Below are 12,522 nucleotides of genomic sequence, written 5' to 3'. Positions count from 1 at the left end.
AAAGCGTAAAGGGCGCTAATTACGCCCCAACTGCTCTTTATGGCGATCGACCCACATGGCGGTTGCACCACATACTGCGGCAGGCATGACGATGAGATTCAGTAAAGGTGTCATAGTAAACAACATGACGACTGCGCCAAAGCTCAACGAGGTGCCTCGCTGTTGTTTGAGAGTATCGCGCATGGTTGGGAAAGCGACCTTATGGTTATCGAATGGGTAGTCGCAATACTGAATGGACATCATCCAAGCGCTAAATAAAAACCAAAGCACAGGGCCTAAGGTTTGGCCAATGGCGGGGATCCAAAGCAATAACAATAATCCGAGTGCTTTGGGTATGTAATAGGTTAGCTTTTGCCACTCGCGCTTCATAACACGCGGTACATCCTTGATAAGTCCCGTTACCCCATCGTCGGGCGCGGGGGCACCGGTGAGTTTCGCTTCCAGATGCTCAGACAATAAGCCGTTGAATGGCGCCGCAATCCAGTTAGCGAGAGTACTGAATGCGTAGGAGAACACCACTAAAATCGCAATCACGACCAAAGGCCAAATCACAAACGAGAGCCAGGATAACCACTCAGGTAGCATAGCCATCCAGTGATCGAGCCATTCACTAAATTGTGAGAGTAAATAGATAAACGCCCCGCCGAGTAGCAGCACATTCACGAGGATCGGAATGATCACAAAGCGGCGTAATCCGGGTGCCATCATTAATGAAAACCCCTGAAAAAGGTAGCCCGCGCCGCTTTGAGGGCGAGGGCGTGTCGCGTTGTTCATTGTTTCTCCTTGATGGTTTACGGTGTCGACTGACGGTTTGCGGTTATAGTATGGGGGGAGCCATGGTGATGACAATGACCCCATAATGGGAAAGTTTACGGATTTGTGTGTCTCGATTCGTTAAATTCTTCCCAACTTTTGATACAGTTAACTAAGTTGACCATTAACGCATTGCGTCAGCCATCGGGCCCCGCTTATGATTTCACTAACGTTTGCAAAGCTGTCGGCGTTGTGACATAAGCTAATCAAAACGCTGAACATAGATAGATTTGAGAATCAATGATGCAGGAATTGCGCCTTGTACTGATTGTTTTGGGAGCATTAGCAATTGCAGCTTTGCTTTTGCATGGTCTCTGGACAAACAAGAAAGAAAAGACGACCAAGTTCGGCGAAAAGCCCTTGGGAAAACTGGAAGACGATAACGACGCGCAAAAGTTTGACCAAGACGGTATTGGTGCGGTGAGAGTGGTCAGCAATACTAAGCATGGCAATGAAAAGCCCGCGCGTCAGGAGCCTGCTGTCAGCTTCGGCGACAAGCCTGATGTTGATCCTCTATTTGCCGGTGACACTCAGGTGGCGTCTGACTCAGAACAAACGCTTTACCCGTCAATGTCGGCAACCGATGATGATCCTAGCTTTGTCTCTGCGTCGGTTGCCTCCAATGATGGCGACGAGACAGGAGAGACAGAAGCTGCCAATATCGCCTCCGCGCAACCAGAAGCGGAAACAATGCATACCGACGAGGCGACTCAAGCTGAGGTTGATGAGCATGAAAGCCACGAGCGTGGGTCAGAAAAAACGGCAACCCAAGCCGATGAGCCCGACGATACCGAAGTATTAGTCTTACACGTGCATGCCAATAATAATGCGGTATTTAGTGGTTTGGACTTAATTCCGACCCTTGAGCAATATGGACTGCGCTTTGGTGATATGGGGATTTATCATCGTCATTCAGACTTATCTGGCAGTGGTAAGGTTCTATTCAGCGTCGCGAATATGGTCAAGCCCGGCACCTTTGATGTGAGTCACTCAGAGAGCTTTGAAACGCCAGGGATCAGCTTTTTTATGACGCTACCTTGCTACGGTGAGCCAGAGCAAAACTTTAAATTGATGCTGCAAACGGCACAACAAATTGCGGATGAGTTGGGTGGATTGGTATTAGATGATGCCCGCTCAATGATGACACCATCACGCCTTGATGAATACCGTGAGCGAGTGAAAGCCTTCAACGCCTCGTAACGCGCTTAACACCGATTGATGATTGCTTAGACGGACAGCGGGACATGGCTCCCGCTGTTGGCGATTTATCGATATACTTGCCTGCAACTCTGCTGATACGACGAACCAAACCATGGCTTACAGTAAACAACAACTTGATGACATTAAGCATCAGCTCAACTATCACGCCTACCGTTATTACGTTGAAGACAGTCCTGAGCTGCCCGATGCCGAATACGATCGTTTGATGCAAACGTTGCTGGCCATTGAAGCTGAGCATCCTGAATGGGTGACGGCTGATTCGCCTAGCCAGCGTGTAGGCGGCGCGCCACTGAGCGCTTTTGAAACCGTTACCCATGAGCTGGCGATGTTGTCGCTTGGTAACGCGTTCAGTGATGATGATCTCGTCGATTTTGAGCGCCGAGTCAAAGACAGACTCGGTAACACTGAACCCGTCACCTATACCTGTGAACCAAAGCTTGATGGCTTGGCTGTCAGCCTGATTTATGAAAACGGTGTATTGGTGCAGGCCGCGACGCGAGGCGATGGGACCACGGGCGAGAACATTACTCACAATGTAAAAACGATTCGCAATGTCCCATTGACCTTGCAAGCAGGGGATTGGCCTGAGCGTTTAGAAGTGCGTGGCGAAGTGTTTATGCCGAAAGCAGGCTTTGAAGCGCTTAATGAGGCAGCGTTAAAGCGTGGCGATAAAACCTTCGCTAACCCAAGGAACGCTGCGGCGGGTAGCCTGCGTCAACTTGACTCGAAAGTCGCCGCCAATCGACCGCTGAGCTTTTATGCCTATGCGGTGGGCGTGATGTCGACACCGTTCGGAGAAGGGCAGAGCGAGCGCTTAAATAGGCTTAAAAAATGGGGGCTTGCCCTGAGCCCAGAAGTAAAACAAGTGTCGGGGCTTGAGGGCGTTAAAGCCTACTACCAAGATATTTTGGCCCGCCGTGATGATCTGCCCTATGAAATTGATGGGGTGGTGATCAAAGTGGACAAGATAGCCAGCCAAGAAACGCTCGGATTTGTTGCACGGGCACCACGCTGGGCGATTGCCTATAAATTTCCGGCACAAGAAGAAATCACCCGCCTCAACGATGTTGAATTTCAAGTTGGCCGCACGGGCGCTATCACCCCAGTGGCGAAGCTTGAACCTGTTTTTGTCGGGGGCGTGACGGTGAGCAACGCGACCTTACATAACGGTGATGAAATAGAACGTTTAGGCGTGCACATTGGCGATACTGTGGTCATTCGCCGTGCGGGTGACGTGATCCCACAAGTGGTTGGTGTCGTGGAAAGCCGGCGTCCGGCGCAGGCGAAACCGATTGTGTTTCCCGACGCCTGTCCGGTCTGTGAGTCAGCCGTGACCCGCATTGAGGGTGAAGCGGTCGCACGCTGCACCGGCGGGCTTATTTGTCTGGCTCAGCGTAAAGAAGCGATCAAACACTTTGCCTCACGCAAGGCAATGGATATTGACGGCCTAGGCGATAAAATTGTCGAGCAGTTAATTGAAAAAGAGCTGATTGAAACGCCTGCCGATCTCTTCACTTTAACCCCAGGGCGTGTGACTCAACTAGATCGAATGGGGCCGAAATCGGCGCAAAATTTGGTTGATGCGTTAGACAAAGCCAAAGCGACGACGTTATCACGCTTTATCTATGCGCTTGGGATCCGAGAAGTCGGTGAAGCCACTGCGCAAAATCTTGCCCTGCATTTTAAAACCTTAGACGCTCTGCGAGCAGCGGATGAAGAAGCACTGATTGCGGTGCCTGATGTGGGCGCCATTGTCGCGGGCCATATCGTTCGCTTTTTTGCTGAGCCACATAACCAAGCGGTTTTAGATGCGCTGCTCAACACCGGCATTCACTGGCCAGCGGTGAGTGCGCCATCAGACGAACAGGCACAACCGCTGGCGGGGAAAACCATTGTGCTGACCGGTACGCTATCGCAAATGTCACGCACCGATGCCAAAACGGCGTTACAGGCACTGGGCGCGAAAGTGACCGGCAGTGTCTCGGCAAAAACCGATATGTTGATCGCCGGTGAAGCGGCTGGCTCTAAACTGACGAAAGCACAAGATCTTGGCGTAACAGTCCTCGACGAAGACGCGATGATCGCCTTAATCAACCAGTAGTTTACATGGCCATGTGCAGCCTCTGCACATGGCCTGATTGTGGAATTTACCTGGACTGGTAAACTAACCGTTACTCATCATTCTCAGCACTGGGATAGGGATCCTAATGACTATCAAAACCCGCTTTGCCCCCAGCCCAACCGGCTTTTTGCACGTGGGCGGTGCACGTACCGCACTGTATTCTTGGTTAGCAGCACGCAGCCAAGGCGGTCAATTTGTCTTGCGAATTGAAGATACTGATATCGAACGTTCAACCCAAGAAGCGGTTGATGCTATTTTAACCGGCATGGAATGGTTAGGTCTTGATTGGGATGAAGGGCCGTACTACCAAACCAAGCGCTTTGATCGTTATAACGAATTAGTCGATCAGTTGCTGGCCGAAGACAAAGCCTACAAGTGTTATGCGCCCAAAGATCTTTTGGACACCATTCGTGAAGAGCAAAAAGCGAATGGCTTAAAGGCACGTTACGATGCTAATCACCCCAAAGTGGTTGAAGCAAACAGCCAAGCCAAGGCGGATGACCCGCATGTGATCCGTTTCCGCAACCCGAAAGAGGGTAAGGTTGTTTTTGACGATAAAATTCGCGGCCGTATTGAGATTGCCAACAGCGAGCTTGACGATCTGATTATTCGTCGAACGGATGGCAGCCCAACTTACAACTTCTGCGTCGTCGTGGATGATTGGGACATGGGGATCACCCAAGTTGTCCGCGGCGAAGATCACATTAACAACACGCCGCGCCAGATTAATATCTACGAGGCACTGGGCGCGCCCGTTCCTGAGTTTGCTCATTGCTCGATGATTCTAGGCGACGATGGCGCCAAGCTATCTAAACGCCACGGTGCGGTCAGCGTCATGCAGTACCGTGATCAAGGCTTCTTGCCGCAAGCGTTGCGTAACTACCTTGTGCGTCTTGGTTGGTCGCACGGTGACCAAGAGATATTTTCAATGGAAGAAATGATTGAATTTTTCTCATTAGGAGCGATCAGCAAGTCGGCGTCAGCGTTCAATACGGAGAAACTGCATTGGTTGAACAACCATTACATTAAGCATGGTGATCCGGACGAGGTCGCTAAGCACTTGCAGTGGCATCTTGATCAACAACAGATTGACGCTAGCCAAGGCCCTGCCTTGACAGACGTCATTGGATTGGTTGGCGAGCGCTGCAACACCTTGGTGGAATTAGCCGCACAAAGCCGTTACTTCTACCAAGACTTTGATGAAATAGACGCGACCGCCGCGAAAAAACATCTGCGTCCCGTCGCTTTAGAGCCGTTGCAAGTGGCAAAAGGCAAGATTGAAGCGCTGGATGATTGGACGGTTGATGCCCTGAAAGCGGTGATTGCCGATACATGTGCAGAGCTAGACGTTGGTATGGGTAAAGTCGGCATGCCATTGCGTGTTGCAGTCACGGGTGGCGGTCAATCCCCATCTGTTGATGCGGTGATGCACCTGATTGGTAAAGATCGGGTAGTTGCCCGCATCGACCAAGCGATCAAGCTGGTTGAAGCGCGCGCAGCACAAAGCTAAATCCGGTTATCTTGAAGACTAGGTACGTTAGTCTGATGACAAAAGATAAGGGCGCTGAATGTCAGCGCCCTTTTTAATGGATGAAGGTTGGGGGATTAGTGCTTTTCTTCTTCCATTTGCGCACTGTCAACAATATGGTTTTCGCCCATTTGGCGCGGGAGTACCAAGTTGAGCACAATCGCTACCACACCACACAGGCTAATACCTTGCAGGCTAAAATCGCCAATGCCAAACGCCATGCCGCCGATACCAAATACCAAGGTGACACCAACAATGGCAAGGTTACGCGAATCATGTAGGTCGACTTGATTACGAATCAAGGTATTGAGCCCGACGGTCGCAATAGAGCCAAACAGCAAGATCATAATCCCGCCCATCACTGGTAAAGGAATGGTAAGCAGCATTGCCCCGAGCTTACCCACAAAGGCGAGTACGATGGCAGTGACCGCCGCATAGGTCATGATTTTGGGGTTAAACGCTTTGGTCAGCATTACCGCGCCCGTCACTTCACTATACGTGGTATTGGGTGGCGCGCCGAACAGTGAAGCGGCAATGGTTGCGGCACCATCACCGGCCATCGTGCGGTGTAAGCCTGGCTTTTTCAGGTAGTCTTTACGGGTGACATTAGAAATGGCCAGCATATCGCCTACGTGCTCAACGGCAGGCGCGATGGCGACAGGGATCATAAATAAGATGGCATTGATGTTAAACTCTGGGAGGGTAAAAGCAGGCATCATCAACCAGCTCGCATTCGCAACTTGAGTAAAGTCAACAATACCAACGACGAGGCTGGCAACATAGCCCACCACAATCCCTGCCATAATCGGGACTAATTTGAAAAAGCCTTTCGCAAACACACTCACTGCAATGGTCGTGAGCAATGACAGCAAAGAGATCCAGATAGCCATGTCCCCCGCAATTAACTGCTCACTCCCATCGCCGGTTTTACCGAGTGCCATATTCACGGCGGTGGGAGCCAACCCAAGGCCGATAACCATAATCACAGGGCCAACTACAACCGGTGGCAGGAGCTTGTGAATAATATCCACGCCTTTAATCCGAATGATGGCGCCCATCAATAAATAGATCACACCGGCTGCCATGAGGCCACCCATGGTGGCGGGAATACCAAAATTGTTGACGCCGTACAAAATGGGAGCAATAAAAGCGAAGGAAGAGGCAAGGAAGATAGGGACGGAGCGGCGGGTGATGACTTGGAATATCAGGGTACCGAACCCGGCCCCAAAGAGTGCGACGTTCGGGTCGAGCCCGGTTAACAGTGGCACTAACACCAAGGCACCAAATGCGACGAACAGCATTTGTGCCCCTTGTAAAACTTGCAACATAATCTCACCTCCAAAAAAAATCGCGCAATGCTAGCACAAAGCGTTTATGTGATTCCCATCATGTTTTTAAATGTGAGATCGGTGGCAAATAAATGATGTAACGGATTTCATTTTAATCCATATGCAAACATAGTCAGCCACATGATCGCTTGCTCGCCTTGATGGCATCGAATCAATGGTGTTTGCTGGTGGTGCGACCCCCTTTGTCCTCTCTTTTTTACAATTGAGGATTGCTGAACCTAGCGCTATCCGCTTATGATCGCTGGACGCCCATTTATCCATGTGGAAAAACTATGAATCGATTTTTGTTGGCCCTTATTGCCTGTGTTTGGTTGCCAAGTGCGATGGCAAGCCCCCTTTATCATGCCAGTATCCCGCTGGATAATGGCGCGCAAACCTCACAACAAGCGGCAAAAAAACAAGCGCTGATCGCGGTACTGACTAAAGTCTCGGGACAACGCGAGGTGTCGGATAATCCTGCGGTCGAGCAAGCGCAGCAAGACGTTGATGGTTTCATCTCTCAGCTCGGATATGGAGAAAGCAAGGATCAATCTGATGGTGCCGCACAGCGAACACTCGAAGTCGGGTTTGATAGTCAAAAAATTCGCGCCGTGCTGCGCCAGGCAGGGTTGCCCTTATGGGGGAGTCCTCGCCCAGCAGTATTAGTGTGGCTTGTCGATGACCGTGATGGCGACAGGCAAATTATTTGGGAGCAAAGTGGGCGTCCTGTGATTGACCAACTACGTGATGCAGCGGCCATACGCGGCCTGCCGGTGTTAATTCCGGTGGGTGACTTTGATGATTTGATGGCGATCTCTAGCAGTGATCTGTGGGGCGGCTTTATTGATCCTGTTGAGCAAGCCAGTCAGCGCTACCAGCCCGATGGCATTGTGATCGGAAAGTTGACTGAGCAAGGGATCCGTTGGCAATTCTTCCCCGATACCAGTGACATGCAATCAGATCAAACTCGCGGGCAAGCCAATAATGCCCAAGCCATGATTGATACTATTGCTGATTACTATGCCGAGCAAACCGGTGTGGTACTCGATAACGATGATGAGCGTGCATCGCTTCAAATTGCTATTGCAGGCATGGATAACGGCGATGACTATGTCGATCTTGAGCGCACATTAGCGGGGTTAAATGCGCTACAACAGGTGCACTTAGCAGAATTGAACGATGATACCCTGATTTTCGATGTACGTTTAGCGGCCTCTCAACAAGCACTAATCAACGAGCTCACCGCCAATCGACATATTCGCTTGATGACGCCTCAAGAGCGCGAGGCACGTACGATGGCACCCGCTGAAGAGCAAGACAGCACAATGTCAGAGGACAAGAGTGAGACTGCTGTATCCGACACTGATAGTGACAAGCAGACAACCGAGTTGTTGTTTGCTACCCCAGCACTGACGGATAGCCGCGATGCCGATTCAACCGATAATCAACGCCTGTGGTTTGTGTGGACGTCTTAATCTGACCTGAAAAGCAATAGTCAAACATAAAGGCTAGCGACGACCGCTAGCCTTTTTGTGGATAAATAGTACGACGCCAAGCAATCAGGCTCACCAGGCCACTGATAACAATCCACACCCAAAGCGGTCCGTTTCCCCATTGACGATAGGGTGTCAGCCCCTGTGTTTGAGTAATTTGTGTGGTTAAAACTTGCGTCTCAAATTGTGGCAATGAGGCGTCAATCTGGCCGCGTTCATCGACTAAAGCCGTCACCCCGTTATTGGTGGCTCGGATCACGGGTAATCCGAACTCGAGCGCGCGCATGCGCGCAATTTCTAGATGTTGCCAAGGCCCAATAGAGCGGCCAAACCAGGCGTCATTCGAGAGGGTAATTATGGCGTCGCTACTGGCGGTGAGGTTTTCACGGATTTGCGCGGGAAACGCAATTTCATAACACAGGGCGGTAATGTATTCCCAGCCGTTCGCAGGCAAAGCCGGTTGAATCGCTTCGCCTGGAGAAAATGACGACATGGGCAGATTAAAAATCGGCGCCAAAGGACGAAGCAGTGACTCAAACGGCACAAACTCGCCAAAGGGGAGTAAGTGATGTTTGCTGTACTGGGCGGGTGCTGGATACTGATAGCGCGGTGTTTTTGCACCGAGCGCGAGCACATTATTAAAATAGGTGCCATCCTCACGCTGATCGAGCGCCCCCGTGATCACCGTGGTTTGATTGTGCTTGCCCGCTTGGTCCAGCTGCGAAAAAAAGCGGGGAAGATCTCGCTCTAATGCGGGAATGGCGGCTTCTGGCCAAATCACCACGTCACTGTCCCAATGTTGACGGGTTAAATCCAGATACTTCATCAAGGTTGGCCAGCGTTGGTCGGCGCGCCACTTGAGTGCTTGAGGGACGTTGCCTTGGATCAGTGAGACCGTTTGCTGCTGACCGGTTTTGGTTGTCCACTTGACCGACCCGAGCCCTTCACTGACGGCAAAAAGCCCTATGATAGCGATCATACCGAAGAGGCGAACACGCCCCTGCCATTGTCCCCAATGGGGGGTCACCAAGGCGGCTAAGCCCGCAAGCGACACCAAGACGAGCGTGATCCCTTGAACACCCAGTACCGGGGCGATACCCGCAAACGGGCTGTCTATTTGGCTATAACCTGGCCATAACCAGGGAAAACCGGTAAATACCCAGCCTCTTAGCCAATCAACCACTAACCACAAGGCAGGTGCCAGCATCGTCCATTTTATGCCCGCTTGCTTGATGGGTGATTTATGTATCAGCCAGCCGAATAGCGCGGGGTAAAGCGATAAATAGACGATAAGCAGTGCCATCAAAAACAGGCCTGCGATCACAGGCATCCCGCCAAAATGGTCAATACTGACATACACCCAGCTTACCCCAGTTGTAAACTGGCCGAGCCCCCAGCTAAAACCTATCCAAGCCGCGCGTTTGGGCGAGGAAGCAACTTGCAGAAGAAGCAACAAGCCCCAGAGCGCGACCAACATAAAGGGCCAATAGGAAAAAGGGGAAAAGGCGAGGGTGGCGAGCGCACCAAAAAGGGCAGCCAATAATGGCTGCCCCAATGGGCGTAAACGGTTAGGCGTTTTCACTGTTCGATTCGCTACTGTCTGGAATGGTGACTTGTAGCTGAATGATACGACGACTATCAGCGGCCGTCACTTTAAAATGGTAATCACCAATGTCGACTTCTTCACCACGATCAGGAAGATGACCAAAACTAGTCATAACCAACCCACCGATAGTGTCTACCACGTCATCTTGGAACTGGGCGCCAAAATGCTCGTTAAAGTCTTCTAAAGTGGTCAGTGCTTTCATCGAGAAGGTATGGCGACTGAGTTGGCGAATCTCTTGCTCTTCCTCATCGTCATACTCGTCTTCGATCTCGCCTACAATTTCTTCGAGAATATCTTCAATGGTGACAACGCCCGATACCCCGCCGAATTCATCGATGACGATCGCCATGTGGTAGCGTTCTTCTTGGAACTCTTTAAGTAGACGGTCAACCCGCTTACTTTCTGGTACCACCACAACAGGGCGTAAGACCTTTTCGATGTCGAAATCTTCAGCATCGGGGCGCAGATAGCGCAACAAATCTTTCGCAAGCAAGATGCCTTCAACATGGTCTTTGTCATCACTGATCACAGGATAACGTGAGTGTTGGGCATCAATAATAATATTAATGATCGCTTCCAATGACTGCGATCGTTCAACGATTACCATCTGCGAACGGGGTATCATGATATCTCTCACACGCATGTCAGAGATTTGCATCACACCTTCCAGCATATCCCGGGTGTCCTGATCGATCAGGGCGTTTTGCTCTGAGTCGCGAAATACGTCCACCAGTTCTTGTCTGTCTTTTGGATCAGCTTGGAAAAACTGACCCAGCCGTTCGAAGAAGGTCTTCCTACTCGGACCGTCTGCGTTTTGCGAATTATCGTCGTTCATTCAATTTCATTCAGTTAGTTAACGCTCAATGAAGTCATTCGCATAAGGGTCACTGACCCCCATGGTTGCCAGGATCTTTCGTTCCAAGGCTTCCATTTGCTCGGCTTCATCATCCTCAATATGGTCGTAGCCCAATAAGTGTAAGCTACCATGGACGACCATGTGTGCCCAGTGATCCATCAGCGTTTTGCCTTGCTGCTGTGCCTCTTGCTCAACAACTTGGCGACATACCACCAGATCACCGAGTAAATCTATGTCTACCCCAGGAGGTGCTTCAAAGGGGAAAGATAACACATTCGTCGGTTTATCTTTGCCACGATAGTCGCGATTTAAGCTCTGGCTCTCACCTTCATCCACAATCCGGATCGTCACTTCCGCTTGAGGCTTGGCTTCGCGTATTGCATGTTCAAACCAAGCTTGAAGCTGGTCATCACTGGGCAGCCCCTGTTCGTCATCACAGGCGACCTGGACATCGACGTAATAGCTCATGATGGGTCCTGTGGTGGGATAGAGGTTGGTTGCACCGCGACTTGCTGTGCTTCACGCGCTTCTCGGCGACGTGCTTCAGCCTCTTTGCGTGCCTTCGCATCTTCTGCTTCCCACTTATCATAGGCCTGAACAATACGGGTAACCACTTGGTGGCGCACCACATCGTCGGCTTGGAAGAAGTGAAAGCTAATTTCATTCACGTCAGACAGCACTTCAATCGCATGGCGTAGCCCTGAGCGGGCATTGCGCGGTAAATCGACTTGGGTAACGTCACCGGTGATGACGGCCCGTGAATTAAAACCAATCCGAGTCAGGAACATTTTCATCTGCTCGACCGTGGTGTTTTGGCTTTCATCTAGGATGATAAAAGCATCATTTAAGGTTCGGCCACGCATATAAGCCAGCGGCGCTACCTCGATCACATTACGATCAATCAGTTTTTCGACCCGCTCGAAACCGAGCATCTCAAACAAGGCATCGTAGAGTGGACGCAAGTAAGGATCGACCTTCTGGCTGAGATCGCCAGGTAAAAAGCCTAACTTTTCACCCGCCTCAACCGCTGGACGTGTTAACAAAATCCGACGAATCTCTTGGCGTTCCAGCGCGTCTACCGCGGCTGCGACGGCGAGGTAGGTTTTACCTGTGCCCGCCGGACCAATGCCAAAAGTAATGTCATGATTGACCATATTGGCGATGTATTGCGCCTGATTTGGCGTGCGCGGTTTAATCACCCCTTTTTTGGTCTTGATGTTAATCTCTTTACCGTAAGGGATGCTCGATTCGGTGTTCTGTTCTAACACGCCAGACTCTTTGATCGCCAAATGAATGGCTTCGGGCTCAATGTCGGGCGAACTGCCACGCACGGGGGCCGTATCCACATACAGCCGCTTTAAGATGTCGACGGCGGCGTTGGCGGTGTGAGGTTTGCCCATCACCGTAAAGGCATTATGGCGGTGGGTAATTTCAACACCCAAGCGGCGCTCTAGTTGTTTGATATTATCGTCAAACGGGCCACATAAGTTGGCAAGACGGGTGTTGTCGGCAGGTTCTAATGTAAGGTCAAGAGAGATGATTTTAGACAAGATTA

Annotated in this window: 10 protein-coding genes; 4 read left to right on the top strand and 6 right to left on the bottom strand. The window is 50.9% G+C overall.

Annotated features, from left to right (window positions below; translation table 11 throughout):
• Window positions 1-15: 15 nt before the first annotated feature.
• Window positions 16-774, bottom strand: coding sequence for a sulfate transporter CysZ (gene cysZ, locus BZG75_RS01375; RefSeq protein WP_077575938.1), 759 nt, complete (start codon window positions 772-774; stop codon window positions 16-18).
• A gap of 279 nt (window positions 775-1,053) precedes the next feature.
• On the opposite strand from cysZ, the gene zipA reads away from it, so the two are divergent.
• The 3 genes from zipA to gltX all read left to right on the top strand — a co-directional run bounded on the left by zipA (window position 1,054) and on the right by gltX (window position 5,666).
• Window positions 1,054-2,013 (top strand): cell division protein ZipA, encoded by a 960-nt coding sequence (gene zipA, locus BZG75_RS01370; RefSeq protein ID WP_077575937.1) that lies wholly within the window; start codon window positions 1,054-1,056, stop codon window positions 2,011-2,013.
• A gap of 112 nt (window positions 2,014-2,125) precedes the next feature.
• The gene (ligA, locus tag BZG75_RS01365) at window positions 2,126-4,135 is read left to right on the top strand and encodes an NAD-dependent DNA ligase LigA (RefSeq protein ID WP_077575936.1); all 2,010 of its coding nucleotides are present in this window, start codon (window positions 2,126-2,128) and stop codon (window positions 4,133-4,135) included.
• Window positions 4,136-4,241: 106 nt separating this feature from the next.
• Window positions 4,242-5,666, top strand: a complete 1,425-nt coding sequence (gene gltX / locus BZG75_RS01360; protein ID WP_077575935.1) for a glutamate--tRNA ligase — start codon at window positions 4,242-4,244, stop codon at window positions 5,664-5,666.
• 95 nt (window positions 5,667-5,761) lie between these two features.
• Here the strand turns inward: gltX and BZG75_RS01355 are convergent, their stop codons facing one another.
• The gene (locus BZG75_RS01355; protein WP_077575934.1) at window positions 5,762-7,012 is read right to left on the bottom strand and encodes a uracil-xanthine permease family protein; all 1,251 of its coding nucleotides are present in this window, start codon (window positions 7,010-7,012) and stop codon (window positions 5,762-5,764) included.
• Between the two features lie 293 nt (window positions 7,013-7,305).
• Here BZG75_RS01355 and BZG75_RS01350 point away from each other — a divergent pair, with 293 nt between their 5' ends.
• Complete coding sequence (locus tag BZG75_RS01350) at window positions 7,306-8,487, top strand: DUF2066 domain-containing protein (protein ID WP_077575933.1); 1,182 nt, start codon at window positions 7,306-7,308, stop codon at window positions 8,485-8,487.
• Between the two features lie 46 nt (window positions 8,488-8,533).
• Here BZG75_RS01350 and lnt read toward each other — a convergent pair whose 3' ends face one another.
• From lnt to BZG75_RS01330, 4 genes are read right to left on the bottom strand one after another with little or no spacing between them, the layout of a single operon-like run.
• A complete protein-coding gene (gene lnt, locus BZG75_RS01345) occupies window positions 8,534-10,087 on the bottom strand; it encodes an apolipoprotein N-acyltransferase (protein ID WP_077575932.1) in 1,554 nt (517 codons plus the stop codon).
• Window positions 10,074-10,946 carry a CNNM family magnesium/cobalt transport protein CorC gene (gene corC / locus BZG75_RS01340; protein WP_025744481.1) on the bottom strand — a complete coding sequence of 291 codons (873 nt, stop codon included), beginning with the start codon at window positions 10,944-10,946 and terminating at the stop codon, window positions 10,074-10,076. The genes lnt and corC overlap by 14 nt, the downstream gene beginning before the upstream one ends.
• A gap of 18 nt (window positions 10,947-10,964) precedes the next feature.
• A complete protein-coding gene (ybeY, locus tag BZG75_RS01335; RefSeq protein WP_025744482.1) occupies window positions 10,965-11,435 on the bottom strand; it encodes an rRNA maturation RNase YbeY in 471 nt (156 codons plus the stop codon).
• The gene (locus BZG75_RS01330; protein ID WP_077575931.1) at window positions 11,432-12,517 is read right to left on the bottom strand and encodes a PhoH family protein; all 1,086 of its coding nucleotides are present in this window, start codon (window positions 12,515-12,517) and stop codon (window positions 11,432-11,434) included. The genes ybeY and BZG75_RS01330 overlap by 4 nt, the downstream gene beginning before the upstream one ends.
• Between the last annotated feature and the right edge of the window lie 5 nt (window positions 12,518-12,522).

Origin of the sequence: Salinivibrio sp. AR640 (assembly GCF_001995405.1) — a bacterium.
Taxonomy (GTDB): Bacteria; Pseudomonadota; Gammaproteobacteria; order Enterobacterales; family Vibrionaceae; genus Salinivibrio; species Salinivibrio costicola.
Note: the sequence above shows the minus strand (reverse complement) of the source record. Positions and strands in the feature narration are given on the sequence as shown.